We start from the raw sequence: 26,452 nt of genomic DNA on the forward strand, positions 1-26,452 counted from the left end.
AAGATCAGACGGTGTGCGGCAGCCTGGGGCTCGCCGCTCTCCGGTCCAGCGACACCGGGTCCGGCTCCGGGTGCGGCGCGCACGCAGCGCGCCGCACCGGCGTCATCCCGTGCAGCAGATAGTCCTCCAGATAGCCGTTGACGCACTCGTTGCTGCCGCCGCCGATGCCGTGCGTACCGGCGTCCTCCTCCGTGATCAGCACGGAACCCGTCAGCCGCCGCGCCAGCTCACGCGCCCCCTCGTACGGCGTCGCCGCGTCCCGCTCCGCCGCCAGGATCAGCACCGGAGGCAGCTCGCCGGGCCTGGTGCGCACCTCCAGCGGCTGTTGCCGCGGGGCCGGCCAGTAGGCGCACGGCAGATTCATCCAGACGTTGTCCCAGGTCTCGAACGGTGCCATGAGCGCCAGCGCGCTGTTGTCGCGGTCCCACACCTCCCAGTCCGTCGGCCAAGGGGCGTCGTTGCACTCGACGGCCGTGTAGACGGCTTTGCCGTTCTCCGCCTCCCGCGCCTCGGCCGGCTCCGGCGCCGCCTGGTCGATCAGCGGCTTCGCATTGCCCTTCAGATACTCGGACAGCGCTTCGGCGCGCTCCGTCCAGTAGTCGTCGTAGTAACCGACCCCGAGGAACGCCTGGTGCAGCTCGCCGGGGCCGACCTTGCCGCCCGCAGGCTCTTCGGCGAGCCGGGTACGCACCTGGTCGTACGTGTGCGCCACCGCCTCGGGTGTGGCGCCCAGGTGGTACGTCTTCTCGTGCTTGGCGACCCAGGCGCGGAAGTCCGCCCAACGGCTCTCGAAAGCGAACGACTGGTCGAGATTGCTGCGGTACCAGATCTGGTTCGTGGCCGGGTTGACCGCCGAGTCGAAGACCATGCGGCGGACATGGGACGGGAAGAGGGTTGCGTACAGCGCGCCGAAGTAGGTGCCGTACGAGGCGCCCATGAAGGTCAGCCTCCGCTCGCCGAGCGCCGCCCGCAGCACATCCAGGTCAAGGGCGTTGTTGAGCGAGGTGTAGTGCCGCAGCGCAGGTCCGGCGTTCTGTGCGCAGCCCTGCGCGTACGCCTTCGCCTGCGCGATCCGCTCCTGCTTGTACGAGGGGGAGGGGTGGACCGGAGCCAGGGTCGGCGCCTTGACGAAGTCGGCCGGGGCCACGCAGGAGAGCGGCGCGGAGCGGCCGACACCGCGCGGGGAGTAGCCGACGATGTCGTACGCGCGGGCGATCCCCTCCCACTCGGGGAGCGCGGCGGCCATCGGGAAGTACATGCTGGAGGCGCCGGGACCGCCGGGGTTGTAGACGAACGCGCCCTGGTACTCGGCCGGCCCGCCGGTCGCCCTCCCGCGGCTGACGGTCAGCTCGATCTGCCGGCCGAAGGGCTCGGCGTAGTCGAGCGGGACCCTCACCGTGCCGCACTGGATCGAATCGGGCAGCTTCTCGGCCTTGGGGCAGCGGCCGAAGGCGATGCCCGCCGCGGCGGCGCGCGCGGCCGCGACGGCCGTGCCGTACGTCGCGGCCGCGCGCGCCGCCGCGGGGGAGTCGGCCGTGCCGTGCGACGCGGCGGAGTCGGTGGTCGCACCACCGGCGGGAGCGACGACGAGCGCGGACAGGACCAAGGAACCGAGGCTCGTCACGGCCCCGTACTTCGCAGCTGCTCTCATCGCGTTCCCTTCGTGCGGACGGCGGCCGGGGCCACGGGACGAAAGGGGATCCTTGGCGGCACGACCAACGATGTAAAGCACCGATGTCCGGTGTCGGGGTCAATGACTCCGATGCGCCGTACGGCTGCCGGTGAGCGCCGCACGCAGAGCCGGATCGTCGACGGCGCCGACACCCCGGACGGCGACCGCGGTCAGGAACGCGCGCTCGTCGCCGTCACTCTTCGGGGAGAGCGAGCCGAGCAGCCGCTGACCGTCGGGCGAGGCCCAGCGGGTGTACGGATGCACCTCGATCCGCGCGATGGCGAGACAGCCGAGAGTGAGCAGCAGGGGCAGCGCGAACCAGGCGAGGAACGCGGCGTCCGCGCCCTGCTCCTGAGGAGGCAGCAGCAGGGTGACGGCGGCGAGTGCCGCGGTGAGGACGGTGGCGCCCTGCACACCGCGGACGGCGGAGGCGACGTGCGACCTGGCGCTGTCCGGAACCGCGAGACCGGCGCTGACGAGGCGGTCGGCCAGCGCCCGTACCGCGCCCGCGGCGGACGCCGCGGCTCGTACGGCCGCTGTCCGGGCCTGCCCCGCCGGCCCTATCGCGCCGATTACCGAGCGCTCCAGTTCGTCTGCGCCCTCCGGGTCGACGACCGTGGCCCAGCCGGTGTGCGCCAGCAGCAGCCTGCGGCGGCGGTGCATGGAGACGAGGGTGAGCTCGGTGACCCGGTGCGGGCCGCCGGCCAGGAACGCGGCCTCGTACAGAGTCAGCGCCTGCTTCTGGCCCGGGCTCTCGGGGGCGGGGCGGGCGGCCTCGACGGCGGCGAAACAGAGCCGGGCGCAGCTGATGCCCGCCGCGGCCCATGCGACCAGCAGGAAGAGGACCGAGAACATGGCCGATTTCTACGCGAGTTGTCCTCTGGTCCGCCATGGGCTGTTCACGATGTGGACCGAGCGTTATCCCTTCGTGACGCTGGGGCGTGGGCGGGAGGCCCGGGGCGGCAGCGGGAAGAACGGGGTCGGGGTCGGTCGTTGGCGGTGTCGGCAACGGGGCCCGGTGCGCGGGCCCTCGGGTCCCCCGCCGGGTCAGGAGCTGCTGCTGCCACCGCAGCTGGAGCCCCCGGACGAACCGCCGCAGCTGGAGCCGCTCGAGGAACCGCCGCAGCCGGCACCTCCGGACGAACCGCCGCAGCCGGCACTGGATCCGCCACCACAGCTCGAACCGCCACCGGAGGAGCCATGGCCGCTGGAGCTGCCACAGCCGGAACCCGGGCTCGATCCGGCGCACCACACGGCCACGGCGTCCGGGTACGACGTGTGCGAGTGGTGCGTCGCCGAGTGGCCGCCTCGAATGCCCGCGGGGATCCGTGCCGCGGTGGCCAACTGCTCCCGGAGCGCGGGATCCTGCACGGCACGCAGTCCATGGATCGCGACCGTATGGGCCGGTGAGTACGCCTGGGCGTACTGAACCCGGTACGAGCGGAGCGCGTCCCGCCCGGCCGTACTGATCCGGCGCCGGGCGCGGCCCGCCATGACGAAGCCGATCAGGATGCCCGCGATCAAGGCCGGCAGGACCATCGCGATGAACGGCGTCCCGGAGCCGTCCGGTTCGTCCGCGAGGAAACTGACCACGGTGAGGGCGAAGGCGAGCGGCAGGGCCATGACGCACAGCAAGCCCTGTGCGAGACCCCACACGCCCAGCCCCCGGTTCAGTCCGGGCGGGACCATCAGCCCGCGTGCGGCAAGGCCGTCGCCGATCGCCTGTACGCCCGGGCTGCGCATCGCGGCGATCCGCAGTGTGTGCAGAGCGCCGGTCGGGGCACCGGCGAGTTCATCGAGTACCGCGCGCTCGACCGGGTCATGGGCGACCGGATTCCGTACGGCGACGATGCCGGGGCCGCCGATGGCGAGCCGGCCGTCCGTGTGCAGGGCGGCGAGCGCGGCGTCGACCACCCGGGCAGGGCCGCCGCTGAGGAAGGCGGCCTCGTAGACGTCGTGGATGCCGCCGCCGCCCGGGTGGCGGCGCCGGGAGGCGGACACCCGGATGATCAGCGCGACGGAGGAGGAGCCGACGACGAGGTAGACGCACACTGCGAGCAGGGTCATTCCGCTCACCTCCTGACAAGAGCGGCACGGGCCGCGCGTACGAGACGGGTCGACCGGCGCGGCGGATGCGGAGCGGCGCGCTCCTTCCACCAGCGGGTCAGCAGGCGGCGGGCGTTGTCGTCCTCCGGTTTCCCGGCGACGAGGAGCTGCTCGGCGAAGTCGAGCGCGTCGCGGCGGTAGCCGGCGCGCATGGGGCGGGACTTGGCGTACGCGAGGAACGCGGCGCGATAGCCGGCTCCGAGTATCTCCGGCAGTTCGGGCGCGACCTTGGCCACGACATCGGCCCGCTTGGCGGCGAGAGCACGGCTCTGCACGCGCAGCCGCCGGGAGTCGAAGCCTTCGGGGGCGGGGGTGCCGGCGACGAGAGCGGAGAGAAGGGCGGCCTGGTCGAGGGCGACGCGCTCCCGGGGGACGTCCCCCTGACCCGTCTCCACCTGGGCATGGGCCCCCGGCCGCTCGTGGGCGCGTGTTTCACGGTACGCGCCGGAAGCCGTCGAGCGCTCCCCGTGCGGGTCGCTGGGAGCGGCCGCCGTCAGCGTTGCGCGGATCACCGCCAGTTCCGCCGAGAGCTCGGCCGCGGGCGGGAAGTCGTCGTCCCGCTCCAGCAGTACGCCGGGCGGGGACACCCGGGAGCGGAGCTCCGTCAGGACGTCCAGGACCGGCTGGGTCACCGGATGGGCGTGGGTGTCGTGCCAGACGCCGTCGCGTTCGATGCCGCCCGCGACATGGACGTACGCGATCGCCTCGACGGGGAGTTCGTCCAGCGCCGCCGACGGGTCCTCGCCGCGGTTGACGTGGTTCGTGTGGAGGTTGGCCACGTCGATCAGCAGGCGTACGCCCGTGCGCTCGACCAGTTCCGCGAGGAACTGGCCCTCCGTGAGCTCCTCGTCCGGCCAGGCGATCAGTGCCGCGATGTTCTCCAGAGCCAGCGGCACCGGCAGCGAGTCCTGCGCGATACGGACGTTCTCGCAGAGCACCTTCAGCGCGTCCCAGGTGCGCCGCACCGGCAGCAGATGGCCCGCTTCCAGCTGCGGCGATGCAGTGAGCACGCCACCGGCCCGTACGAAGGCGATGTGCTCGGTGACCAGCGGCGCGCCGAGCGCTGTCGCACGCTCCGCCAGGTCCGCGAGCCGCTGCCCGGACGGGCGGTCGGCGCCGCCGAGGCCCAGCGAGACGCCGTGCGGGACGACCTTGATGCCACGCGAGCGCAGACGGGTCAGCGCGGCGGGCAGATGGCCCGGGCAGATGTTCTCCGCGACAACCTCGACCCAGTCGACGCCTGGCAGTTCCTCGACCGCTTCCGCGATCTCCGGGCGCCAGCCGATACCTGTACCGAGTTCCATGGGTCCCCTCCCCTGCGCCGTGTGACGGTGCGTGCAGGGCCTATGGCCCCGCCGGACGGCGGTGAATCCAGAGGAGGGGACGTTCAGAGGTTGATTTGAGGTTCCTGCGGACCGGAGTTACCGACGGGTCACGGACGGTTGGTGTTGATCGCCGTCGGAGCTCCCGGCTGGGTGGACGGACGTGACGTGAAGGACTGGTCCCCGCTGGGCGACGCGGGCGCGGGCTGTGGCGGCAGGTTGCCGTTCGGCGGCGGCGGACCTGTCGGGCTGGCCGTCGCCTTGCCGGCCGCCTCGTTGGCGAGGGCGTCGAAGTCGACGAATCCGGTCGCTTCCAGCATGGTGATGTGGTCCAGGACCGTCTGGTTCGCGTCGGTCGCCAGCTGCCGGATCAGGGTGTTCCGGGTGGTGTGCCGGACCTGGGCGATCAGTGCGAAGACCTTGCCGTGCGCGTTGCGCAGCAGGTTCGCGAACTTCCGTTCGTACTCCTCGCCGCTCGCCGCCGAAAGCTCCTGCAGCCAGCCCTGCTGCAGCTCGTTCGGCTGGTTCGGCAGCTCGACGCCGAGCTTCGCCGCGACATCGCGCGCCCGCTTGTCGAGGTCGGTGTGGCCGACTACGAGATGGTCGCCCGTGTCCTTGATCGCTTTGGTCGGCGCGCGTTCGATCGCCTGCTGTCCTGCGGGCAGCTCCCAGAGTCCGGCCAGCCTTACCTTGATCAGGAAGTCCCGGTCCGTGGCCGACAGCGGTCCCCACTGGGTCGACACGGTCGCGGCGTTGAGATTGTCCTGACCTGTGCCGGAACGGTCCGCGTACGACCACACGGGGAACGCCAGCGCGCCTACCGTGGCGACCAGGGCCGCGATGATGAGTGCTGTCCCGTTGATACGCCGCAACAAAGTGCCTCCTGAGCCGATACGTTCCACGGCAATCAACCGCCGGCTGAAACAGCGTTCAACCTACTTGGCGGTACCGATAGGTACGTAACGGGGGGCCCCAGTGTTCAGCCGCGCAGCGACGGGTGATCCGCGACCACTGTGCAGGAGCCCGGAGCGATCTCGGTGAAGCCCGCATCGCGCACCACCGGCAGGCCGCTGACCGTCAGTTGCCGCCAGTGCGCGGGCTCAGCGGTGCGTACCCGGAGCGGGAAGCCGGCCTCGCGCCACGCCTTGCGGTCCGCCTCCGACAGCTCCCACCAGGCCAGTTGGGCACCGTGCCCGGCCTGTGCCATCGCCTTGCCCGCCGACATGTCGAGATCCGGGCTCAGCCACAGCACCGGAGCGGTGCGGTCGGGCGCGGCAGGCTTCTCGGGGTCGTCCAGGTCCGTGCCCGACACCTGGAGCTTGGCCAGTTCCTTGGGCCAGCCGTCCAGCGGGACGGGCGGGAAGACGCGTACTTCGGCGGTCCCACCCGTCACCGTGATGCCCGGCAGCTCCGAGGCCTTGCGCCACTCGGCGCCGCGCGCCCGCCGCACCACCTTGCGGATCCGGGCGTCCTGCCAGTCCCGCATCGCCTGCGCCCACTCACCGTCGCCCAGCGAACGCTCGTCGCTCAGGATGTCGAGCACGGCACGGGCCGCGGACTCCAGGGCGTCGGTACGGGCCGGGGGTTCGGCCTTCTCGATGTGGACCACCAGCGGAAGGACGAACTGAGGGACCTCGTCACGGGAGGTGTTCTCGTGCCGGAAGGGACTGTCGGGGCGGGTTTCGTCGCTGCTCACACCGCCCAGTCTGCCAGCCGCTCTTGTCGGGACTGTTGGCGGAACGGAAGGCTCCGGGCGACGATGCGCGCCATGAAGAGCGATCTTTTTGCCTCGGAGAACATGGCGCAGCAGGCTTCCGTGCCCGGAATGAGCCTGCAGAACGCCAAATCGGTCAAGTACGCAGTCAACGGCGAGATGCACGCGCGGCAGGGATCAATGATCGCCTTCCGCGGAAACCTCCAGTTCGAGCGCAAGGGGCAAGGCATAGGCGGCATGCTCAAGCGCGCCGTGACGGGCGAGGGCCTGCCGCTCATGGCGGTGCGCGGGCAGGGAGAGGCCTGGTTCGCGCACGAGGCCCAGAACTGTTTCATCGTCGATATCGAGCAGGGCGACGCGCTCACCATCAACGGTCGCAACGTCCTCTGCTTCGACGCCTCCCTCTCGTACGAGATCAAGACTGTGAAGGGAGCCGGCATGACCGGCGGCGGTCTCTTCAACAGCGTCTTCACCGGCTACGGAAAGCTCGCCGTCATCTGTGAGGGCAACCCGATCGTGATACCCGTCACGGCGCAGCAGCCTGTGTACGTGGACACGGACGCGGTCGTCGGCTGGAGTGCTCTGCTGCACACCTCGCTGCACCGCTCGCAGTCGGTCGGGTCAATGATCCGTGGCGGCTCCGGCGAGGCCGTCCAGCTGATGCTCCAGGGTGAGGGATTCGTGATCGTACGGCCCAGCGAGCTCACCCCGCAGAAGGCGTCGGCGAACTGAGACTGCAAGGAGCCCGCGGCCGTCGCGGCCTCGCCGGACCATGGGTGCTGCGCGGACCGTCTCCAGCGGCCCGCGCGCGCCCCGGTCCGCGGCGAGGGGGAGAGACGGCTGGTCACCGGCTCGCGCACCGGACGGTGTGGCTGCCCCGCGCCGCCGCCGGTGGGCGCGCCGCCGGTCGCGCCGGTGGCGGGCGCTGTGGCCCGCGCCGTGAGCTCGCTCCGAGGCGTGGACAGCGCGAGTTAACCTCGCAGGTATGGACGAGCCGAACCAGCGGGACGAGCCGCAGGAGCCGTACTGCGAGACACCGGCCGCCGCGCCCGTGACGGCGGACGGTCCACCCTTCGCCGAATGCGTACTGTGCCGGAAGCCGACCGAGTACCCGGAGTCGGTGAAGGGCGCGACTCTCTGCCCCGTCTGCGAGTGGCAGGAGGCACAGCGGACGGCCTGTTCGGGCTGAGGCCAGGATCGCCCGGCGATCGAGGCGGACAGGCTGCCGGACGGCCCCGGTCAACCACTCGCGTTCATGCTGCGGGTCGCTACGGCCGGCTCCGCATCAGGTCGGAGACCTTCACAAAGCGGTAGCCCTGCCGGCGTAGCTCGGGCACGACTTTCCGGACCGCCTGCTCCGTGACCGGCGCCGCGCTGCGCGTGCAGTGCATCACCACCAGCGACCCCGGCCGCACGCCCTTGAGTACCTGCTCGGCGACCGCGTCGGCGTTCGCCGCGAAGGCATCGCCGCTGACCACGTCCCACTGGACCGCGGTCACCTTCGCCGGAGCCAGGGCTCTCAGGGCCACGTCGTTGTAGCAGCCACCGGGGAAGCGGAAGTACGGCACCACATTGCGGGCACCGGCCTTCTCGAACGCGGCGAAGGCCCGGTCCACCTCGGCCCGCATGGCGTTCTTCCCGACCAGCGGCAGGCCGTAGCAGGGCGACGTGAAGGCGTAGTGGCTGTAGGAGTGGTTGGCGATCTCGAAGAGCGGATCGTTGCCGATCACCTTCGCCTGATCCGGGTACTCCTCGGCCCAGCGGCCCGTCATGAAGACCGTCGAAGGGACATTGAGCTCGCGGAGCGTGGCGATCAGGGCGGGGTTGTCGAAACGCTCGCCGCGCGCGGCCCGGGGCCCCTGATCTGCGGTCATGTCGGCGTCGAAGGTGAGCGCGACGGTCTTCTCGGCCGTCGCGGCCCCCTTGGGTGCGCGCTCGAAGACGGGGGTCAGGCCACCGGGCCCAGGTGCGAGGGACGGAGCTTCCGGCACCTTGTCCGTGAGCGGTTTGCCGGGGTTCGGGGCAGCCGCCGCGTCCGTCCTGCTGGGTGAGGGCTGGGTGGAACCGCCGCCGTTGCCGCCGGCGCAGCCGACGAGCACGGCGCCCATCACAACCGCAGTCATCATTCTTCGTACAAAAGTGATCACCGACGGAAAGTATCTGATCAGTCGGATTATCAGAGTGCACGGCGCAGGTGCGTCGGGGTTACGTTCCGTCAGAGCGCGTGCTCAGCCTCATGCCCAGCCCAGGGGGTGTTCGACCGGCCGCGACGGGGCGTCAGGTTCACCACCGGCCTCGCTGAACGCGGTGAGTGCCGCGATCAGCGCCGCGCGCTGCTCGGGGGCCAGGCGCTCGACGATCGACGCGATCTCCTGGCGGCGCCTGTTCATCACCACCTCGACGATGCGCATGCCCTCGGGGGTCAGCTGAAGCACTGTCTCGCGCCGGTTGTCCGGATTGGTCTGCCGGTCGACCAGGCCGATGGCGATGAGCCGGTCCACCATCCGCATCGCGGTCGACGGGCTGACCGCGAGCCACTCCGCGAGCAGCACGAGTTTGGCGGCGCCACGTGTGGACAGCACCACCAGCAGCCGGAACTGCGGGAGCGTCACCCGATCCTCGACCGAGGCCAAAGATCGCGCGGACACCGCGACCAGCAGCCGGGAGGCGGTCAGCACCGCTCGGGTGACCGCCTCCACGTCGTCCATCCCGTCAAAGGTGTGAGTCTGTTCGGCCATGGCCTCTTTCTATCCTGCTCCGCCCCGCCGGCAGGAGCGCTGTTGAACATCGCGGTAGTGCCCCGCGTACCTCCACCTGCGTGTCGTCGTGAAGGTGCGGAAGCCGGGAGGTTCTCGAGGCGCACTGTCTTTTGCCCTGTGCAATGATGCCCGGGCGGAGGGCCCGGTGAACGGTGGGCCTCCGCTCGGAAGCGGCACCGGCACGGTGGCACAGCTCAACACCGCATGCCTGCCTGCCCGTCGGTCGGGTCCTCCGTATGGCGTGGCTGCCGCTCCCCGAGGACCTTGTGCTCAGGAGGATGACATGGCTGTGCCACCCGTCGGCGCGCTCGTCGGCATCGCCGAACTGCTTCATGACCTGCCCGCCGACCGGGGCGGTGCGCTGTGGCGGCTCTCCGAGGAAGGGCGGCAGCTGGATGCCAACGTCATCCGCATGCTGCCCGGTGCCCGGGTCGCCGACCATGTCGAACCGGATCTCGACGTGTTGCTGTGTGTGCTGAGCGGCGGTGGCCGACTGGAGACGGACGCCGGCGGGCGGCAGGAGCTGGCGGCCGGGTGCGTCGTCTGGCTGCCGCGCGGTGTGCACCGTGCGCTCTTCGCCGACGAGGAGGGGCTGGTGTACGTGACGGTGCACGGCCGCCGTCCGGGACTCACCATCCGCAGCGCCGCCGGGCCGGAAGGCGGCGAAGCGGCATGTCTGCTCCATCGGATCTGTCCCGGCTGCGACCTTCCGGCGGAGGAGACCGGTGCACGTTATTGCAGCCGGTGCGGTAGTCGACTGCCCTCATGACGGGCCCCGTCAAGCCTGATTGACGAATCGTCAGGAAACTTCTTTTGCAACGGCGATGAGTACAACTCCCGCCCCATCCGTATCAAGGGTCGGACGCGTCCCCCCGGTTTCCGTCGGCAACCGGACTCCGTACCCCCCTACAGGAGGCGACGAGTTGAGTCACAGGCGAATACCCAAGCGCAAAGTCGTTCTTGCGGGAGCCGGAGCGGCGGGCATCGCCGCAGCGGCCATCCTGCTGCCCCACGCCAATGCCTCGCAGCCCGGTTCCGGGTCCGCGGCAGGGTCGAACCCAAGGACGATGAGCGCCGCATCGGCGGCAGATCTCATATCAAAGCTGGGCCCAAAACTCGGCGAGGCCTTCGGTGGGGCCTATTACGACGCCGACAAGCAGCAGATCATCGTCAACGTCGTCGGCGACAACAGCAACGTCGTCAACCAGGTCAACAAGGCCGGCGCGGTGGCGAGGAGTGTCGAGAACAGCGTGGGCGAACTGAAGTCCGCCGCGAGCACGCTGGCCGAGAAGGCCACCATCCCGGGAACGGCTTGGTCCGTCGACCCGAAGAACAACCAGATCCTCGTCACGGCGGACCGCACGGTCGCCGGTGACAAGTGGAACAGACTCGAATCGACTGTGAAGTCCCTGGGCGGTGGCATGGCCCGGATCCAGAAGTCGGCAGGCGAGTTCAAGCCCTTCGTCTCGGGCGGCGACGCCATCTTCGGCGGCGGCGCGCGCTGTTCGCTCGGCTTCAATGTGACCACCCAGGACGGTCAGCCCGGCTTCCTCACCGCGGGGCACTGCGGTGTCGCCGCCAAGGAGTGGTCCGCGCAACAGAACGGCGCGCCCATCGGCACCGTCCAGGCGGCCACCTTCCCGGGCGACGGCGACTTCGCCCTCGTTACGTACGACGACCCGGCGACCGACGCCCCCAGCGAGGTCAACGTCGGTGGCGGGCAAACCGTGCAGATCAAGCAGGCCGCCGACGCGGCGGTCGGCCAGGAGGTGCTCCGCATGGGCAGCACCACCGGGCTGAAGGACGGCCAGGTCACTGGTCTGAACGCCACCGTGAACTACCCGGAGGGCACGGTCACCGGTCTCATTCAGACCAATGTCTGTGCGGAGCCGGGCGACAGCGGAGGATCGCTCTTCACCCAGGACGGAAACGCGATCGGCCTCACCTCGGGCGGCAGCGGAGACTGCACCGCGGGCGGCGAGACGTTCTTCCAGCCCGTGACCACGGCTCTGGCCGCGGTGGGCGCCGAGATCGGCGCGGGCGGTAACGGTGGCGCCGAAAACGGTGGCGCTGGTGACGCGGGTGCCGCCAACGCGGGCGCTGGTGACGCGGGCGCTGGTGACGCGGGTGCCGCCAACGCGGGCGCTGGTGACGCGGGTGCTGCCAACGCGGGCGCTGGTGACGCGGGTGCTGCCAACGCGGGCGCTGGTGACGCCGGTGCTGGTGACGCGGGCGCTGGTGACGCCGGTGCTGGTGACGCGGGCGCTGGTGACGCGGGCAACGGTCACGCAGGCGCTGGTGACGCGGGTGCTGCCAATGCGGGCGCCGGTGACGCCGGTGCCGGTGGCAACGGCGGCGCGGCGGACGACGGCTTGGCTCATAACGCCGGCTGACACCGACACCCGAAGGAAGCGGCCCCGGGCATCGACCGATGCCCGGGGCCGGGCCGTCATCCGTCCTCTTCGCCGTCGGTCGCGCAGTCGGCGGCCGTGCCGTCGAGCTCGGCCGTGTCCAGGGTGGCGGTCAGCGCGTCGAGGCCCGCGCGCAGCTCGCGGATCCTGTCCAGTGACATACCGGTCGCCGCCGCGATCCTGCGCGGTACGTCCAGCGCCTTCTCGCGGAGCGCGGCGCCCGCCTCGGTGGGGCGGACCGTGACGGAGCGTTCGTCCTCGATGCTGCGCCTGCGCTCCACGTAACCTGCCGACTCCAGCCGCTTGAGCAGGGGTGACAGGGTGCCCGAGTCCAGGCGCAGATGCTCGCCGATCCGCTTGACCGGCAGTTCGCCGTGCTCCCAGAGCACCAGCATCACCAGATACTGCGGGTAGGTGAGGCCCAGGTCCTTGAGCGCGATCCGGTAGACGCCGTTGAAGGCCCGGGACGCGGCGTGCAGCGAGAAGCAGATCTGGTGGTCGAGGCGGAGGAAGTCCTCGTCCGGCACGGTTGTCAGCAGCGTCTTCTCCATGCGACCAGGGTATACCTCGCATCATTAAGTTGTGCACAACTAAATTGTGTGTCACCATCGTGTCAACGGTTCCCCACGGACGAAGAGGGATGCAACTCATGGACGCGCTCTACACCGCTGTCGCCACCGCCAACGGTCGCGAAGGCCGCGCCGTCAGCTCCGACGGCCACATCGACCTGCCGCTCGCCTTCCCCCAGGCGCTGGGTGGCAACGGACAGGGCACCAACCCCGAGCAGCTCTTCGCCGCCGGGTACGCCGCCTGCTTCGCCAGCGCCATGGGCGCCATCGGCCGCCAGGAGAAGATCGACGTCAAGGACGCCTCGGTGACCGCCGAGGTCAGCATCGGCAAGGACACCGACGGCGGCTTCGGCCTCTCGGTGATCATGCGGGTCGAGCTGCCCGACCACCTCCAGGGCGAGGCGGGTCGCGATCTGCTCGAGAAGACCCACGCCTACTGCCCGTACTCCAAGGCCACCCGCGGCAACCTGCCGTTCGAGCTCGTCATCGAGTAACGCAGGTCGGGCCGCGTCGAGCAGCAATGCCCGGCAATCCAGTGGGTCGGGGCACCGCCCAGCACAGTGCCGATGTTGCACGCGAGGCGGTGCCCCCGCACCGAGGGGTGTCCCGCAGACGTCCCGGTTCCTTGTCGCGGTGCCGCTCGCCCGGCTGCGTCAGACGTGTTCTCCTGCCAGCCACAGACGGGCACGTTCGTCGAACTCCACAGCTGCCCGGGACCCGCGGTGCGTGAAGGGCGCCAGGTCCTGACGCATGGTCTCCGCCGCCTGCAGAATGCGCACCGAACGCACGCCGCCCATCAGTTCCAGGGCCTTGTCCCATGTGGTGCACGCCTGCTCCACATGCCCTTGCCGGCACTGCATGGACCCGGCGTGCGCGAGGTCCAGGGCGGTGATGCGCTGGTACTCGGAGCCGGACTCGCTCCAGACGGCTTGCGCGAAATGACGCTCGGCGACGTCATACGCCCCCAGAAGCTCCGCGGCCAGGGCGGTGCAGCTGCCCACACAGGCACTGGCCGACCCCCACAGCGCTGCCCAGAACGGCATCTCCGTCTCGTCGGCACCGTCCACCAGTCGCGCCGCGCGGGCCGCTGCCGCCACCGCCGCCCGGCTTCTGCCGGCCAGGGCGAGGGCGCGGGCGCGGGTGACGACGTACAGCGCTTCGGAGGCCGGATCGGTGCGGCCCTGCACTCGCTGAAGGGCGGCGTCGATCAGGTCCAGAGCGTGCTCGCCGCGCCCGGTCTCCATACCGTGATGGGCGAGGACGCGCAGGATGAACGCCGTATGCAGATCGTTGCCGGCTTCCCGGGTGAGCTTGAAGGCCTGCAGGTAGTACCGCTGGGCCAGGCCCGCTTCGCCCGAGTCGTATGCCTTCCAGCCTGCCAGGTAGGCCACACATGCGGCCGCCGAGAGCATCTGCGGCTTCTGCGCCTCGGTGCGGAAGCGCGTACGGCACAGGGTGGCAACGTCGGAGACCAGGTACTGCACAACGGCCGACCGGCCGTGCCGGCCGCCGTGCCGCTGGTCGATGGCGGTCAACAGTGTGGCCATCTGCTGCACTGCCTGGATCTCTCTCTCGCCCGCGATGCCGCACGGACGGACGGTGGCAGAAGAGCGCGGCAGGCATACGGAACGGGCGGCCGCGGCGGCGGCATGAGCGGCGGCCGGGACGGAGTAGGCGGCCGAGCTGATCCAGCTGCGGCGTTCGATGTCGGCCCGCCCCAGCCTCGTCAGCGCGTCGACCGGGTCCTGTCCCATCTCGAGCCCGAGCGACTCATCCGCCGTATCAGGTATGCGTACCAGACCCAGCTGTTCGGCCGTGACCAGCCGCCCCAGCTTCCGGGACAGCGCCTCGGCCAGGATGCGGGCGGCCACCGCGTGGGGCTGGGTGCCGGCGATCCAGTGCGCGACGGCGGACGAGTTGGTCCGCAGCGTGGTCACCCCGCTCTCCGCGGCAACGGCCCTGACGTTCCTGGCCAGTTCGCCGTATGAGTACCCGGACTCGTCGACGGCCAGTCTCAGCTGCTCGTTCCTTCTGGTCATGCGGCCCCGATTGGCTCTTCAGCGTGTTTAAGCGGCTTAAGCGAATCCATGAAGCCCGGACCCTACCCACGCCCCGCGGTACTTCGTTCACTTTCCGTCGATAGAACACACTCAGGGGTGAGGAGACGGTCCGTGCTGCAGCGAGGACGCCGACCGAGAGACACCGCGCCTACGACGGTCGAGCGCGAACTGGTCTGCCAACTCGTGCTGGAGGCCGGGCGAACCGTCCCCGTACCCACGCGGCTCGTCTACCGCACCGACGACCCGTACGCCGTCCATGTCGCTTTCCACACGGACACCGACACTCCCGTCGAGTGGTTCTTCGCCCGCGATCTGCTCATCGAAGGGGTCTTCCACCCGACGGGGCAGGGCGATGTGAAGATCTGGCCGGGGAGGACACCGCGCACCATGAACTTCGTCTATCTGCTCCTGTCCGCGCCCGACGAGCACGCTCTCCTCCAGGCACCCGCCGCCGCCGTCTCGGCCTGGACCGAGCGCACACTGCGCCTGGTCCCTCCGGGATCGGAGGAGTCCCGGCTCCCCTCCGATGTCAGCACTCTGCCTCCGCCGCTGCCGGGCGGCGCGGTTTAGCGGCATCGCACTGCCATGCCTCTGCGAAGGGCATGGCCGGACACCTTCGCCCGCCCGGGTCAGGGCGACCGGAGCAGCCGCTCGCGGCACTCCTCCACATCGAGATCGACTTTGGGGTACTGCGGATCCAGCGCCTCGAGGTGCTCGAGCAGCAGCTTGCTGATCGCCCAGTTGCGGTACCACTTACGGTCGGACGGCACGAGGTACCAAGGTGCCACCTTCGGCGAGCAGCGTTTCAGGGCGATCTCGTACGCCCTTTGGTAGTCCGGCCACAGCGCGCGCTCCTCGATGTCGCTGAGGTCGAACTTCCAGCGCTTCTTCGGGTTGTCGAGGCGTGCCAGAAGGCGGCGGCGCTGCTCCTCGTAGCTGATGTGCAGGAACACCTTCACGACGGTGGTTCCGTCCTCGGCGAGGACCTGCTCGAAAGTGTTGATCTCGCCGTAGCGGTGGTCGAGCATGGGGCGGGGGACCAGTTCGTGGACGCGGGCGATCAGCACATCCTCGTAGTGCGAGCGGTCGAAGATCCCGATCTGGCCCGGCTCCGGCGTGGCCCTGACGACGCGCCAGAGGAACGGGTGTTTCCGCTCTTCGGGAGTGGGGGCTTTGAATGCCGTGATCCGGCAGCCGGCCGGGTTGAAGAGACCGATGACATGCTTGACCGTGCCGCCCTTGCCGCTGGTGTCCATGCCTTGGAGCACGAGGAGCAGTCGGCGCCGGTCGCCCGCAGTGCTCGCCGCGTAGAGGCGCTCCTGAAGGTCGGCGAGACGTTCACCCATCTGGGCGGTCGCCGCCAGTCCGGCGGCCTTGTCGGCAGGGCCGGCCGGGGTGGCTGCGGGGTCGTACGAGGAGAGGTCGACGCGCTTGCCCCCACGGATGCGGAGCAGGTCACGGAGTTGCGCCGACTGATTCTGCTTCGTCCTGTCCTCCGCCGTGCGCTCCTTCGCGCCCTGCTCCGCGGTCTTCTTCTCGTCCTTCTTGGCCACCGCGTGCCCCTTCCGGCTCCGGTCCGTTCCCTCGATCGTGCGACGGAACCCCGGCTCCCGCGAACGCGGTGTGGTGGAAGAGCACGATGGGGCGGCATCACTACGCCGCGCCGGGGCGACCTGGGGCAGAGCCACAACCTGAGCGGGGCGGATGGGCTACGCACGTGGTGCGCCGCACCCGCCCCCGTCCGGGTGTTCTCAGAGGATCAGCACCACGGCCCGGTGACCGCGAACGTCGTCCCGGGCGTATAGCAGTTGACGTACATGGTCTCTCCGTCCGGCGAGAAGGTGACGCCCGCGAACTCGCCCCATTCCGGCACCTCGGGAGTGCCGATGTTCTGAGCGCCGCGCGCCATCGGGTAGACCTCGCCGCGCTTCGTCAGCCCGTACACATGCTGCGTGCCGCCGCCGTCCTCGCACACCATCAGCCCGCCGCCGGGCGCGAGGCAGATGTTGTCGGGGGATTCGCCGGGCAGCTGGATGTCCGTGCTCGGGCCGAAGACGATCACCAGCGTGAGCCGGCGCCGGTGCGGCTCGTACTTCCACACCTGCCCGAAGTGGTCGGCGGCTGAGCCCGCCTTGCTCTGGGCGAAGCTGGAGACGAAGTAGACCGAACTCCCGCCCCGGTAGCAGCCTTCCAGTTTCTGGGCGTGCGTGATGCCCTTCGGCCCGAAGTCCTGCAGCCGGACGGGGGTCTGCTTCGCCTGGCTGTCCGGTACGGGCACCCACTCGATCCGCTCGAAGCTCGTGCCGGTCTCCTGGATCGCGGACAGGTCGGGCACACCCGGCACCCGCATCGCCTCCAGCCTCCCGCCCGCGCGCAGCGAACCCGTGCCGCCGAGCGGTTTCCTCGGCAGGAAGCGGTAGAAGAGCCCGAACGGCCGGTCGAAGGCGTCCTCCGTCTCGTACACGATCCCGCTCTTCGGATCGACGGCGATCGCCTCGTGCTGGAACCGGCCCATCGCGGTGAGCGGTACGGCTCCGGTACGGCGCGGATCGGCACCGTCGACCTCGAAGATGAAGCCGTGGTCCTTGGTGTAGCCGTTGGTGCCGGCTCTGTCCTCGGTCTCCTCGCAGGTGAGCCAGGTGCCCCACGGAGTGGGTCCGCCCGCGCAGTTCACGGCAGTGCCCGCGATGGCTACGCGCTCGGACAGCACATTGTTGCGGCTGTCCAGCTCAAGGGCCGTACAGCCGCCCTTGCCCATCGGGTCGTAGGTGAGGCCCTCGACGGCCGGGACAGCGATCTTTGCGGTGACGCGGTTCTCGTGGTTGCGGACCAGATGGACGCGGCCGCGGCGGCCGGCGAAGGCCGACATGCCGTCGTGGTTGCTGGGCACCTTGCCCTCGCCCGAGCGCAGTTGATCTCCCTCGCGGGAGAGGACCCGGTAGCGGAAACCTTTTGGCAGATCGAGCAGCCCGGCCGGGTCGGGGACGAGCGGGCCGTACCCGCTGTGCCCGCGGGCGGCAGCGGTGCCCGCGAAGAGTTCGGAGAAGGCACCGGTGAAGGCGATCCCGGCGCTCAACGCACCGGTACGTGCCAGGACTTGACGTCGTGTTGCGGACATGAGGCAACTCCCTGTGGGGGCACCGCCCATGCCGAAGGCCATGGGGGAGGAACAGGAGACGTGACCCGCACGTGTGTATCACGCAGTCCGGTGGGACGAGAACCGTGCGGGCCACTATGCCTTTGTGCGTCGCTGTGCTTGTCGCCGTGCCCCGGCGGGGTCAGGCGGGGTCAGGCGAGGGAAGCGCTGAGCGTGATCGCCGTACCTGTGAGGGCCTGGCTCACCGGGCAGTTCTTCTTGGCGTCCTCGGCGGCCGCGGCGAACCCGTCCGCGTCCAGCCCGGGGACCTCGCCCTGCACGGTGAGGTGGATGCCGGTGATGCCCTCACCGGGCTGGAAGGTCACATCTGCCTTGGTCTCCAGCCGGGTTGGCGGGGTGCCCGCGCCGGTCAGACCGTGCGAGAGGGCCATGGAGAAGCAGCTCGAGTGGGCGGCCGCGATGAGCTCCTCGGGACTGGTCCTGCCGTTGGCCTGCTCGGCGCGGGACGGCCAGTTGACCGGGTAGCTGCCAATGCCCGACGAGTCGAGGGTGACCGTGCCGGAGCCCTTGAGCAGCTCGCCTTCCCAGACCGTGTGCGCCGTACGCGTGGTGGCCATGATGGTTCCCTTCCGGTGGCTAGAGGGCTTTCGGGCCCCAAAGCCCCAAACCTACTGCCCCACAAGCCCCTTCGCGTCCCGAGCCAGCGCGGTGAGCCGCGAGATTGCCCGGAAGTACTTCTTTCGGTAGCCGCCGTTCAGCATCTCGTCGCTGAACAGCCGGTCGAAGGGCATGCCCGAGGCGAGCACCGGCACCTCCCGGTCGTACAGCCGGTCGGCGAGTACGACCAGGCGCAGCGCCGTCGACTGGTCGGGGATGGGCCGGACATCGGTGAGGCAGACCGCGCGCAGACCGTCGGTGAGCGCCCCGTACCGGCTCGGATGGACCTTCGCGAGGTGCTCGAGGAGATGCGGGAAGTCGTCGAGGGACGCGCCTTCGGTGGCGTACGCGGTCTTGGCGACCTGCTCGTCGGAGTAGGGGGGAGGCGCCTCGGGCAGCCCGCGGTGACGGTAGTCCTCGCCGTCGATCCGCAGCGGGCGGAAGTGTGCGGACAGCCCTTGGATCTCGCGGAGGAAGTCGGCGGCGGCGAACCGGCCCTCGCCGAGCTTGCCGGGCAGCGTGTTGGAGGTGGCCGCCAGCGCGACGCCCGCGTCGACGAGCTTCCCGAGCAGCGTCGACACGAGGACGGTGTCGCCCGGGTCGTCGAGTTCGAATTCGTCGATGCAGAGGAGCCGGTGCCCGCTCAGCGTCTGCACGGTCTGCTGGAAGCCGAGCGCGCCCACCAGGTTCGTCAGCTCGACAAAGGTGCCGAAAGCTTTGAGCGGGGCCTCCGCCGGGGTGGCGTGCCAGAGGGAGGCCAGCAGATGGGTCTTGCCGACGCCGTAGCCGCCGTCGAGATAGACGCCGCGCGGTCCGGTGGGGGCCGCGGGCTTCTTGCTGAACCACTTGCGTTTGGCGGCGCCGCTCGCGTGCGCCCCGCCGAGGCCCGCCGCGAAGGAGCCCAGCACCGAGACCGCCTCGGTCTGGCTGGGCTGGTTCGGGTCGGGGACGTAGGTGTCGAAGCGCACCGAGTCGAAGCGCGGCGGCGGCACCATCTCGGCGACCAGACGGTCGGCGGGTACGCGCGGCTCGCGGGCGCACAGGGACAGTGGGACTGCTTCGGTTATGGGGCTTGTCGACACAGTTCCCAACTGTAAGGGCCGTGCCAGACTGCACAGCATGCGACGCCTGTTCCCTGTGACCGATCAGACAGCCGCCGTGGATCGTGAGTGGTCCCTGGACGAGCTGGCCGACGCCTATGGGTACCCGGACGGGGGTGGACCCTGGCTGCGGGCGAACATGGTCTCCTCGCTGGACGGGGCGGCCCAGCACGAGGGCCGGTCGCAGCCGATCTCCTCCGACACGGACATGCGGATCTTCGGCACCCTGCGGGGTCTCGCCGACGCGGTCGTGGTCGGCGCGGAAACGGTACGCCTCGAGGGCTACCGGCCCGCCCGGGCCCGGGAAGCCTTCGCCGAGCGGCGGGCCGCTGCCGGACAGGGCCCCGCCCCCGCCATCGTCGTGGTCAGCGCCTCGCTCGACCTGGACTTCTCGCTTCCGCTGTTCGCCCGGCCGCTCGTTCCGACGCTCCTGCTGACGGGGGCCGCGGCGCCCCCGGACCGTATCCGTGCGGCGGAGAGGGCGGGCGCGGAGGTGGTGATCGCCGGGGACGGCCCCGGGGTGGAGCCGCCCAGGGCGGTACGGGCGCTCGCCGAGCGGGGACTGGTCCGGCTGCTCACCGAGGGCGGGCCACGGCTGCTGGGCCAGTTCGTGGCGGCCGGGGCGCTGGACGAGCTGTGTCTGACCCTGTCGCCGACGCTGACGGCGGGGGACGCGCAGCGGATCGCGGGCGGACCGGCGCTGGCCGTTCCGGAGAGGTTCGCCATGGCATCGGTACTGGAGGAGGCAGGGTTCCTTTTCACCCGCTACCGTCGCATCTGACAATCGGCGGAACTTACCGTTCCGGTTAGTTTCGGCGGGGCACACTTAGCCTCGCAGACCCCGTGCGGGCACGGGGAAGGATGGTTTCCGCAGAAGGGCTCCTGACGTGTTCACAAGCGTACTTATGATCGAGAAGCCTCTGACCCCCGAAGACGTTGAATTCGTCACCACTCTGCACGGAGAAGAGGACATCTCCTTCATTGTGCTGATGCAGCCCCGAGGCGATCAGGCCGATCTGCTGCTGCGCGCCATCGACGACGTGGCGCTCGGCGAGCTGAAGGAAGCCGTCCGCGAGGGCGACGAGCCCGAGGGCCAGGACGCCAAGGGCCCGGCCGAGCTCGCCCTGGAGCACTCGCTCGGGGCGCTGCGCGTGGCGGGCTGCGAGGCCGTCGGCCAGGTTGTCGAGGACCATCCGCTGGACAAGCTGAAGTCCGTGGTGGACGAATCGGGCGCCGATGAGGTGATCGTGCTGACCGCTCCGCACTACGTGGAGGAGTTCTTCCACCGGGACTGGGCCTCCCGGGCCCGCCACAAGGTCGGCGTCCCCGTGCTCAAGCTCTTCGCGCACAGCGAATAGGCTGGAGGCTCGCACATACCCCCGCAGCGGTACGTGCACATCTCTACTCGTACATCTTGGGGAGACACACGCATGGCACCCGCCGTCCCTAGCGCCCTGGAACGCCCGCACTTCATCGGCATCGGCGGCGCCGGAATGTCGGGCATCGCGAAGATTCTCGCCCAGCGCGGCGCGAAGGTCGCCGGCAGCGACGCGAGGGAGTCGGCCACGGCGGATGCCCTGCGCGCGCTCGGCGTCACCGTCCACATCGGGCACGCGACCGAGCACCTGGCGACCGACGCCAGCTGCGTCGTCGTCTCCAGCGCGATCCGCGCCGACAACCCGGAGCTGGCACGCGCGGCCGAGCTCTCCGTGCCGGTCGTCCACCGCTCCGACGCGCTGGCCTCGCTGATGACCGGCCTGCGCTCGATCGCCGTCGCCGGCACCCACGGCAAGACCACCACGACGTCCATGCTGGCCGTGGCCCTCACCGAGCTGGGGCTCGACCCCTCGTACGCGATCGGCGGCGACCTCGAAGGGCCGGGTACGAACTCCCGCCACGGCGCGGGCGACATCTTCGTCGCCGAGGCCGACGAGAGCGACCGCAGCTTCCAGAAGTACGACCCCGAGGTCGCGATCGTCCTCAATGTCGAGCTCGACCACCATGCGAACTACGCCTCGATGGACGAGATCTATGACTCCTTCGAGACCTTCGTCGGCAAGGTCGTCCCCGGCGGCACGCTGGTGATCTCCGCGGACCAGCCCGGCGCGGTCGAGCTCACCGCGCGTGTCCGCGACCTGTCCACGCTGAATGTCGTCACCTACGGCAAGGCCGACTCCGCCGACGTCCGCGTCCACAAGGTCACCCCGCGCGGCCTCACCAGCGAGGTCACGGTCCTGCTCGGGGGCCGGTTCCTCACCTTCACCGTCTCGGTGCCCGGCAGCCACTACGCGCACAACGCCGTGGCCGCCCTCGCCGCGGGCGTCGCTCTCGGCATCCCGGCGCACAACCTCGCCTCGGCGATCGGCAAGTACACCGGCGTCAAGCGCCGCCTCCAGCTCAAGGGCGAGGCCGCCGGCGTCCAGGTCATCGACTCGTACGCGCACCACCCGACCGAGATGACCGCCGACCTCGAGGCCATGCGCGGCGCGGTGACGGACGCCCGGCTGCTGGTCGTCTTCCAGCCGCACCTCTTCTCCCGTACGCAGGAACTCGGCGCGGAGATGGGCCAGGCGCTCGCGCTGTCGGACGCCTCGGTCGTCCTCGACATCTACCCGGCCCGTGAGGACCCGATCCCGGGCATCACCAGCACCCTGATCATCGACGCGGCCCGCGCGGCAGGCGCGGATGTCACGGCAGTCCACGACAAGGCGACCGTCCCCGACGTCATCGCGGGAATGGCGAAGCCCGGCGATCTTGTTCTCACCATGGGTGCGGGCGATGTCACGGACCTCGGTCCCGCGATCCTGGCCCGCCTGTCGAACTGAGGGAGCCATTTCATGTCGTACGACGTTGACAAGCCGGACGAGCAGTGGCGCGCGGAGCTGTCTCCCGCGGAGTACGCGGTACTGCGCCAGGCCGGCACCGAGCCCGCCTTCGTCGGTGAGTACACCGACACCAAGACCGCCGGCGTGTACTCCTGCCGGGCGTGCGGCGCAGAGCTGTTCCGCTCCGACACGAAATTCGAGTCGCACTGCGGCTGGCCGTCCTTCTACGACCCGAAGGACACCGACGCGGTCGAGCTGATCGAGGACCGCTCGCACGGGATGTCGCGCACGGAGGTGCGGTGCGCGCGGTGCGGGTCGCACCTTGGGCATGTGTTCGAGGGCGAGGGTTACGCGACGCCGACGGACCAGCGGTACTGCATCAACAGCATCTCGCTGCGGCTGGAGCCGGACGCGGGCTGATTCCGCGGACGGAAAATCGGCTGCGAGGGACCATCGGGCCCGCCCACACTGGGCGGGCCCGATCTTCTTCTCCGAGTTCGCCGAAGGAACACCACCGCGTGCAGGCCGCCGGTTCCTCGACGAGCTGAACGCCGCCGCTCCGGACGTCCAGAAGGCGTTCTACTCGCTGACACATGGTCCTGCTCGCCGCTGAACTGCTTCAGCTCGGCCTCGAAGTCTTGGCAGACCTCGCGCATGATCTCTTCGGTGCGAGTCAGCGTGGCGTCAGTGAATGCCTTACGTCGGTACTTGGTGACGAAAACCAAGTGGGCGTGCAGGTTGTAGACGACGTGACGGCCCGTGCGTACGTCCGGATTCGGATTCCAGCGCGGCGACATTAGCCAACGGTAATAGAGTGGTTGCCATGAGTGAGCACGACCTGGATAAGCGGCAGTTCGGGCATCGCGCCCGACTGGCACTGTCCCCTGCATGTGAGCTCAAGGCCGACGACCAGGCGCACGCTGCCCGCACGATGTGGAATCTCCTTCACGCGTGGTGGCAGATGATGCCGAAGGAAAAGCGGACGCTCGCGAGCGCGGATGCCGAGATCCGCCAGGCCCGTAAGGACATCGACTTCCTCGCAAGTCTGCCGGCCCAGGCCGCGCAAGCCGTGTTGAAGACGTACTTCCAGGCGTGGAAGAACTGCTGGGACGGCCGGGCGGATGCCCCGAACTTCAAGGGCCGCCTCCGGTCGGTGATGTCCGTGGACATCCCGCAGGGACGGGACCTGAACATCGTCCGTGTGCACCGCCGCTGGGGCATGGCCAACATCCCCAAGGTGGGCCGCGTCCGGTTCCGCTGGACCAAAGACCTCCCCGTGGGCAAGCACGCCAACAAAGAGAACCGCATCACTGGAGCGCGGCTGGTCAAGGACGCGCTCGGCTGGCACATCGCATTCCGCCTCCAGACCCTCGAAGCCAGGCCCGAGCCTCACCAGGGGCCTGAAGTCGGCATCGATGTCGGCGTCACCGTGCCCATCGCCCTGTCGGACGGCATCACCAAGAACCACGGCGAGTGGCTGACCAAGCAGGAGCAGTCCAAGCTCCTGCGACTGGAGCAGCGCGCCGCCCGACGCAAGCAGCACCGCAAGCCCGGTGAACGAACCAGCCGCCGTCTGCACCACACCTATGACCAGATCGCAGGACTGCGCGCGAAAGCCAAGCGTCGGGCCTTGGACTGGCAGCACCAGACGACCACCGCCATCGCCAAGCAGTACGGCACGATTGTGGTCGAAGCACTCACCATCACGAACATGGTCAAGTCCGCCAGGGGCACCGTCGAGTTGCCGGGGAAGAACGTCGCCCAGAAGTCGGGGCTGAACCGCTCCATCACCGGCGAAGCGTGGGGCCGTACGGTCACGATGCTGACGTACAAGACCGCCCAGTGCGGCGGCACCCTGCACAAGGTCCCGGCCCCCAAAACATCTCGGCGCTGTTCCGCGTGCGGCTTCATCACGCCCGGCAGCCGGGAGGACCAGGCCACGTTCGTATGCAAGAATCCGGACTGCGGATGGTCAGGCAACGCCGACCACAACGCAGCCCGGAACATCCTGCACCTTTACCGGATGGGCCTCGCGCTCATCCCGGCTGCCGGGAGGGCAGTCGTCAGGCGCGCGAAGCGCGTCAAGCCCGCTGCTGCAAGGTAAGCAGGAATCTCCCTGCTCCAGCCGGGAGAGCACTTCAAATCAACCCGCTGCGCACCTACCTTCACCGATGGGGAATGGCGGTTCATTCTCGCGCACGAGATGCTGCACGCGGCCCTGCGTCACGGTGAACGCTGCGGCGCCCGCGACCCGTTGTTGTTCAACGTCGCCGCCGACTTCGTCGTGAACGGTTGGCTCGTCGAGATGCGTGTCGGCGAGATGCCCGAAGGGCCGCTGTACGAGCCGGACCTCAAGGACCTGTCGGTGGAGGAGGTCTACGACCGCATCGCCACCGACCAGCGCCGCCGTCGCCGGCTCGCGACCCTGCGCGGCAAGGGCGCCGGTGACATCCTCGGCGAGCCGCTGCCGCATGCGGCCGCCCGCCCGCCCGTACGCCGACCTGGACGACTTCTACCGCCGCGGCCTGGTCCAGGGTTTCGACCTTCACCGGTACGGGGCACGCGGTCTGCTGCCCGCGGGGCTGATCCAGGAGATCAGGGCCCTGGCCCATCCGCCCGTGCCGTGGGACGCGCGACTGGCCCGCTGGTTCGACGAGTTCGTGCCCCGGCCCGAGCCCGTGCGGTCCTATGCCCGCCCGGCCAGGCGGCAGGCGTCCACCCCGGACATTCCCCGCGCCGGTCGGTACTTCCCCTCCGAGGAGACACCGCGCTGCACCTTCGGAGTCGTCCTCGACACCTCCGGCTCGATGAACAGCGCGCTGCTCGGCAAGGCGCTCGGCGCCATCGCCTCGTACGCCGATGCCCGCGACGTACCGGCGGCACGCGTCGTGTTCTGCGACGCCGCGGCGTACGACGCCGGGTATCTGCCACCGGCCGAGATCGCCGGACGGGTGCGGGACCGCGGACGCGGCGGGACCGAACTGCAGCCCGGGATCGACCTGGTGCAGCGGGCCGATGACTTCCCGTCCACTGCCCCGGTGCTCGTGATCACCGACGGCTGGTGCGACCCCCTGCGGATCCGGCGCGAGCACGCCTTCCTGATCCCGCAGGGGGGCTCCCTGCCGTTCACGCCTCGCGGACCGGTCTTCCGGCTGACCTGAACACGGACGTCAGAGCACACCGCCCGCCTCGTCGTGGAACACCTCCGGCCGGTAGCGGTAGTCGTCGGCGTTCTTCGCCGACAGGCAGGCGACCGGGTCGACCGAGGCGAGCACAGCGACCATGGTGTCGGCGAGCTGGTGGTAGAAGTCCTGCGTGAAGTCGTGCTCCTTCTCCATGTTCTGCTGACGGTTGTACATCCACACCGTGAACGCCAGCGTGGAGACGTCCGCGTTGACCGGCGTCGTCGTGCCTGCGCCGTACTCGTGGTACGAGAGGAGGCCCGTACGGCCGTCGATCACGACCTCGAAGTCGTGGACCAGACTGCCGAGGCTGATCAGCCTGTCCCCGTCGGCCGGTGTCTCACGCCTGACGCTCACCCTCAGCCCGGACACGCTCCGGATCGAGGTCTCCGACACCCGTACCGAGCAGCGACCGCCCCGCCCGGGAGACGTACCGCCGCTGCCACCCCTGGCCGAATCCGGCCGCGGCCGCGGCCTCGTTGAGGGCACTCGCCTGCCGGTGGGAGGTCCTGGAGCGCGGAGTGCTCGACAGGGAATGCGCCCGCAGGCTACTTGGGCTGCAGCAGGTCCCAGCGGTTGCCGTACAGGTCCTCGAAGACCGCGACCGAGCCGTACGTCTCGTGTCGCGGCTCCTCCAGGAAGCGCACGCCCGCCGCCGTCATCCGCGCGTGGTCGGCCGCGAAGTCCTCGGTGTGCAGGAAGAAGCCGACCCGCCCACCCGTCTGCGCGCCGACGCTCGCGCGCTGGACGTCGTCCTTGGCGCGGGCCAGCAGCAGTGCCGAGCCATGGCCGGTACCGCGCGGGCGGACCACCACCCAGCGGCTGCCGTCCCCGCGGTCGGTGTCCTCGACCAGTTCGAAGCCGAGGGCGTCCGTGTAGAAGGCGATGGCCTCGTCGTAGTCGCGGACGACGAGGGTGACCAGGGCGATGAACGACATGCGCTGCACGTTATACGTATGACTCACCCCGGATCAACGC

Annotated in this window: 27 protein-coding genes and 2 pseudogenes; 12 read left to right on the plus strand and 17 right to left on the minus strand. The window is 69.9% G+C overall.

Features of this window, described 5'->3' with window-relative positions:
- Positions 1–4 precede the first annotated feature (4 nt).
- From OG966_RS31125 to OG966_RS31150, 6 genes are all read right to left on the minus strand, one after another.
- Positions 5–1,651, minus strand: coding sequence for an alpha/beta hydrolase (locus OG966_RS31125; protein WP_326653301.1), 1,647 nt, complete (start codon positions 1,649–1,651; stop codon positions 5–7).
- A 99-nt stretch (positions 1,652–1,750) separates the two neighbouring features.
- Positions 1,751–2,527, minus strand: coding sequence for a TIGR04222 domain-containing membrane protein (locus tag OG966_RS31130; RefSeq protein ID WP_326653302.1), 777 nt, complete (start codon positions 2,525–2,527; stop codon positions 1,751–1,753).
- A 192-nt stretch (positions 2,528–2,719) separates the two neighbouring features.
- The gene (locus tag OG966_RS31135; RefSeq protein ID WP_326653304.1) at positions 2,720–3,739 is read right to left on the minus strand and encodes a TIGR04222 domain-containing membrane protein; all 1,020 of its coding nucleotides are present in this window, start codon (positions 3,737–3,739) and stop codon (positions 2,720–2,722) included.
- Between the two features lie 5 nt (positions 3,740–3,744).
- Positions 3,745–5,082 carry a DUF692 domain-containing protein gene (locus OG966_RS31140; RefSeq protein ID WP_326653305.1) on the minus strand — a complete coding sequence of 446 codons (1,338 nt, stop codon included), beginning with the start codon at positions 5,080–5,082 and terminating at the stop codon, positions 3,745–3,747.
- Positions 5,083–5,210: 128 nt separating this feature from the next.
- Positions 5,211–5,972, minus strand: a complete 762-nt coding sequence (locus OG966_RS31145) for a DUF4142 domain-containing protein (RefSeq protein WP_326653306.1) — start codon at positions 5,970–5,972, stop codon at positions 5,211–5,213.
- 107 nt (positions 5,973–6,079) lie between these two features.
- Positions 6,080–6,796: a peptidyl-tRNA hydrolase gene (locus OG966_RS31150; RefSeq protein WP_326653307.1), complete on the minus strand. Its 717-nt coding sequence runs from the start codon at positions 6,794–6,796 to the stop codon at positions 6,080–6,082.
- A gap of 72 nt (positions 6,797–6,868) precedes the next feature.
- Between OG966_RS31150 and OG966_RS31155 the strand changes: the two genes are divergently transcribed.
- Together OG966_RS31155 and OG966_RS31160 are read left to right on the plus strand one after the other, a co-directional pair.
- Positions 6,869–7,546, plus strand: a complete 678-nt coding sequence (locus OG966_RS31155) for an AIM24 family protein (RefSeq protein WP_326653308.1) — start codon at positions 6,869–6,871, stop codon at positions 7,544–7,546.
- 253 nt (positions 7,547–7,799) lie between these two features.
- The gene (locus tag OG966_RS31160) at positions 7,800–8,003 is read left to right on the plus strand and encodes a hypothetical protein (protein ID WP_326653309.1); all 204 of its coding nucleotides are present in this window, start codon (positions 7,800–7,802) and stop codon (positions 8,001–8,003) included.
- Positions 8,004–8,082: 79 nt separating this feature from the next.
- Here the strand turns inward: OG966_RS31160 and OG966_RS31165 are convergent, their stop codons facing one another.
- Both OG966_RS31165 and OG966_RS31170 read right to left on the minus strand, forming a co-directional pair.
- Positions 8,083–8,940: a polysaccharide deacetylase family protein gene (locus tag OG966_RS31165; RefSeq protein WP_326653310.1), complete on the minus strand. Its 858-nt coding sequence runs from the start codon at positions 8,938–8,940 to the stop codon at positions 8,083–8,085.
- A gap of 108 nt (positions 8,941–9,048) precedes the next feature.
- Complete coding sequence (locus tag OG966_RS31170; protein WP_406730659.1) at positions 9,049–9,552, minus strand: MarR family winged helix-turn-helix transcriptional regulator; 504 nt, start codon at positions 9,550–9,552, stop codon at positions 9,049–9,051.
- Positions 9,553–9,856: 304 nt separating this feature from the next.
- Here OG966_RS31170 and OG966_RS31175 point away from each other — a divergent pair, with 304 nt between their 5' ends.
- Together OG966_RS31175 and OG966_RS31180 are read left to right on the plus strand one after the other, a co-directional pair.
- The gene (locus OG966_RS31175; protein WP_326653311.1) at positions 9,857–10,342 is read left to right on the plus strand and encodes a cupin domain-containing protein; all 486 of its coding nucleotides are present in this window, start codon (positions 9,857–9,859) and stop codon (positions 10,340–10,342) included.
- A gap of 154 nt (positions 10,343–10,496) precedes the next feature.
- Positions 10,497–11,966, plus strand: a complete 1,470-nt coding sequence (locus OG966_RS31180) for a S1 family peptidase (RefSeq protein WP_326653312.1) — start codon at positions 10,497–10,499, stop codon at positions 11,964–11,966.
- A gap of 56 nt (positions 11,967–12,022) precedes the next feature.
- On the opposite strand, the gene OG966_RS31185 is transcribed toward OG966_RS31180, so the two are convergent.
- Complete coding sequence (locus OG966_RS31185; protein ID WP_326653313.1) at positions 12,023–12,535, minus strand: MarR family winged helix-turn-helix transcriptional regulator; 513 nt, start codon at positions 12,533–12,535, stop codon at positions 12,023–12,025.
- 98 nt (positions 12,536–12,633) lie between these two features.
- On the opposite strand from OG966_RS31185, the gene OG966_RS31190 reads away from it, so the two are divergent.
- Positions 12,634–13,047 carry an organic hydroperoxide resistance protein gene (locus tag OG966_RS31190; protein ID WP_326653314.1) on the plus strand — a complete coding sequence of 138 codons (414 nt, stop codon included), beginning with the start codon at positions 12,634–12,636 and terminating at the stop codon, positions 13,045–13,047.
- 159 nt (positions 13,048–13,206) lie between these two features.
- Here OG966_RS31190 and OG966_RS31195 read toward each other — a convergent pair whose 3' ends face one another.
- Positions 13,207–14,592, minus strand: a complete 1,386-nt coding sequence (locus OG966_RS31195; protein ID WP_326653315.1) for a hypothetical protein — start codon at positions 14,590–14,592, stop codon at positions 13,207–13,209.
- 132 nt (positions 14,593–14,724) lie between these two features.
- On the opposite strand from OG966_RS31195, the gene OG966_RS31200 reads away from it, so the two are divergent.
- Positions 14,725–15,183: an SsgA family sporulation/cell division regulator gene (locus tag OG966_RS31200; RefSeq protein WP_326653316.1), complete on the plus strand. Its 459-nt coding sequence runs from the start codon at positions 14,725–14,727 to the stop codon at positions 15,181–15,183.
- A gap of 59 nt (positions 15,184–15,242) precedes the next feature.
- On the opposite strand, the gene OG966_RS31205 is transcribed toward OG966_RS31200, so the two are convergent.
- The 4 genes from OG966_RS31205 to zapE form a co-directional block, all read right to left on the minus strand.
- Positions 15,243–16,067: a PPK2 family polyphosphate kinase gene (locus tag OG966_RS31205; protein ID WP_326655442.1), complete on the minus strand. Its 825-nt coding sequence runs from the start codon at positions 16,065–16,067 to the stop codon at positions 15,243–15,245.
- 305 nt (positions 16,068–16,372) lie between these two features.
- On the minus strand, positions 16,373–17,731 hold the full coding sequence (locus OG966_RS31210; protein WP_326653318.1) for an alkaline phosphatase PhoX: 1,359 nt from the start codon (positions 17,729–17,731) through the stop codon (positions 16,373–16,375).
- A 170-nt stretch (positions 17,732–17,901) separates the two neighbouring features.
- On the minus strand, positions 17,902–18,327 hold the full coding sequence (locus tag OG966_RS31215) for an OsmC family protein (protein WP_326653319.1): 426 nt from the start codon (positions 18,325–18,327) through the stop codon (positions 17,902–17,904).
- Positions 18,328–18,378: 51 nt separating this feature from the next.
- A complete protein-coding gene (gene zapE / locus OG966_RS31220) occupies positions 18,379–19,488 on the minus strand; it encodes a cell division protein ZapE (RefSeq protein WP_326653320.1) in 1,110 nt (369 codons plus the stop codon).
- Between zapE and OG966_RS31225 the strand changes: the two genes are divergently transcribed.
- The 4 genes from OG966_RS31225 to msrB all read left to right on the plus strand — a co-directional run bounded on the left by OG966_RS31225 (position 19,487) and on the right by msrB (position 22,712).
- A complete protein-coding gene (locus tag OG966_RS31225; protein ID WP_326653321.1) occupies positions 19,487–20,248 on the plus strand; it encodes a pyrimidine reductase family protein in 762 nt (253 codons plus the stop codon). The two genes, zapE and OG966_RS31225, sit on opposite strands and share 2 nt — an antisense overlap.
- Positions 20,249–20,354: 106 nt before the next feature.
- Positions 20,355–20,825 carry an indole-3-glycerol phosphate synthase gene (locus tag OG966_RS31230; RefSeq protein WP_326653322.1) on the plus strand — a complete coding sequence of 157 codons (471 nt, stop codon included), beginning with the start codon at positions 20,355–20,357 and terminating at the stop codon, positions 20,823–20,825.
- A gap of 72 nt (positions 20,826–20,897) precedes the next feature.
- A complete protein-coding gene (gene murC / locus OG966_RS31235; RefSeq protein ID WP_326653323.1) occupies positions 20,898–22,292 on the plus strand; it encodes a UDP-N-acetylmuramate--L-alanine ligase in 1,395 nt (464 codons plus the stop codon).
- A gap of 12 nt (positions 22,293–22,304) precedes the next feature.
- Complete coding sequence (gene msrB / locus OG966_RS31240) at positions 22,305–22,712, plus strand: peptide-methionine (R)-S-oxide reductase MsrB (protein WP_326653324.1); 408 nt, start codon at positions 22,305–22,307, stop codon at positions 22,710–22,712.
- Between the two features lie 170 nt (positions 22,713–22,882).
- Here msrB and tnpA read toward each other — a convergent pair.
- Positions 22,883–23,089, minus strand: a pseudogene (tnpA, locus tag OG966_RS31245) (IS200/IS605 family transposase); the annotation flags it as partial.
- 26 nt (positions 23,090–23,115) lie between these two features.
- Here tnpA and OG966_RS31250 point away from each other — a divergent pair.
- Both OG966_RS31250 and OG966_RS31260 read left to right on the plus strand, forming a co-directional pair.
- Positions 23,116–24,396, plus strand: a complete 1,281-nt coding sequence (locus OG966_RS31250) for an RNA-guided endonuclease InsQ/TnpB family protein (protein ID WP_326653326.1) — start codon at positions 23,116–23,118, stop codon at positions 24,394–24,396.
- A 60-nt stretch (positions 24,397–24,456) separates the two neighbouring features.
- Positions 24,457–25,453, plus strand: a pseudogene (locus OG966_RS31260) (vWA domain-containing protein); the annotation flags it as partial.
- Positions 25,454–25,462: 9 nt separating this feature from the next.
- Here the strand turns inward: OG966_RS31260 and OG966_RS31265 are convergent.
- Entirely contained in the window at positions 25,463–25,846 is a 384-nt protein-coding gene (locus tag OG966_RS31265; RefSeq protein ID WP_326653328.1) for an SUKH-4 family immunity protein, read from the minus strand.
- 176 nt (positions 25,847–26,022) lie between these two features.
- A complete protein-coding gene (locus OG966_RS31270) occupies positions 26,023–26,412 on the minus strand; it encodes a VOC family protein (protein WP_326653329.1) in 390 nt (129 codons plus the stop codon).
- Positions 26,413–26,452: the final 40 nt, after the last annotated feature.

The sequence above is a fragment of the Streptomyces sp. NBC_01750 genome (genome assembly GCF_035918095.1).
Classification (GTDB): Bacteria; Actinomycetota; Actinomycetes; order Streptomycetales; family Streptomycetaceae; genus Streptomyces.

What these genes read in the sequence shown, in the direction of transcription:
- OG966_RS31215 (WP_326653319.1), bottom strand. Translation starts at nt 18,327, where the DNA reads ATGGCCACCACGCGTACGGCGCACACGGTCTGGGAAGGCGAGCTGCTC.
- OG966_RS31225 (WP_326653321.1), top strand. Translation starts at nt 19,487, where the DNA reads ATGCGACGCCTGTTCCCTGTGACCGATCAGACAGCCGCCGTGGATCGT.
- OG966_RS31185 (WP_326653313.1), bottom strand. Translation starts at nt 12,535, where the DNA reads ATGGAGAAGACGCTGCTGACAACCGTGCCGGACGAGGACTTCCTCCGC.
- OG966_RS31160 (WP_326653309.1), top strand. Translation starts at nt 7,800, where the DNA reads ATGGACGAGCCGAACCAGCGGGACGAGCCGCAGGAGCCGTACTGCGAG.
- OG966_RS31175 (WP_326653311.1), top strand. Translation starts at nt 9,857, where the DNA reads ATGGCTGTGCCACCCGTCGGCGCGCTCGTCGGCATCGCCGAACTGCTT.
- OG966_RS31170 (WP_406730659.1), bottom strand. Translation starts at nt 9,552, where the DNA reads ATGGCCGAACAGACTCACACCTTTGACGGGATGGACGACGTGGAGGCG.
- murC (WP_326653323.1), top strand. Translation starts at nt 20,898, where the DNA reads ATGGCACCCGCCGTCCCTAGCGCCCTGGAACGCCCGCACTTCATCGGC.
- OG966_RS31130 (WP_326653302.1), bottom strand. Translation starts at nt 2,527, where the DNA reads ATGTTCTCGGTCCTCTTCCTGCTGGTCGCATGGGCCGCGGCGGGCATC.
- OG966_RS31190 (WP_326653314.1), top strand. Translation starts at nt 12,634, where the DNA reads ATGGACGCGCTCTACACCGCTGTCGCCACCGCCAACGGTCGCGAAGGC.
- OG966_RS31140 (WP_326653305.1), bottom strand. Translation starts at nt 5,082, where the DNA reads ATGGAACTCGGTACAGGTATCGGCTGGCGCCCGGAGATCGCGGAAGCG.
- OG966_RS31125 (WP_326653301.1), bottom strand. Translation starts at nt 1,651, where the DNA reads ATGAGAGCAGCTGCGAAGTACGGGGCCGTGACGAGCCTCGGTTCCTTG.
- OG966_RS31270 (WP_326653329.1), bottom strand. Translation starts at nt 26,412, where the DNA reads ATGTCGTTCATCGCCCTGGTCACCCTCGTCGTCCGCGACTACGACGAG.
- msrB (WP_326653324.1), top strand. Translation starts at nt 22,305, where the DNA reads ATGTCGTACGACGTTGACAAGCCGGACGAGCAGTGGCGCGCGGAGCTG.
- zapE (WP_326653320.1), bottom strand. Translation starts at nt 19,488, where the DNA reads ATGCTGTGCAGTCTGGCACGGCCCTTACAGTTGGGAACTGTGTCGACA.
- OG966_RS31250 (WP_326653326.1), top strand. Translation starts at nt 23,116, where the DNA reads ATGAGTGAGCACGACCTGGATAAGCGGCAGTTCGGGCATCGCGCCCGA.
- OG966_RS31165 (WP_326653310.1), bottom strand. Translation starts at nt 8,940, where the DNA reads ATGATGACTGCGGTTGTGATGGGCGCCGTGCTCGTCGGCTGCGCCGGC.
- OG966_RS31195 (WP_326653315.1), bottom strand. Translation starts at nt 14,592, where the DNA reads ATGACCAGAAGGAACGAGCAGCTGAGACTGGCCGTCGACGAGTCCGGG.
- OG966_RS31155 (WP_326653308.1), top strand. Translation starts at nt 6,869, where the DNA reads ATGAAGAGCGATCTTTTTGCCTCGGAGAACATGGCGCAGCAGGCTTCC.
- OG966_RS31135 (WP_326653304.1), bottom strand. Translation starts at nt 3,739, where the DNA reads ATGACCCTGCTCGCAGTGTGCGTCTACCTCGTCGTCGGCTCCTCCTCC.
- OG966_RS31210 (WP_326653318.1), bottom strand. Translation starts at nt 17,731, where the DNA reads ATGTCCGCAACACGACGTCAAGTCCTGGCACGTACCGGTGCGTTGAGC.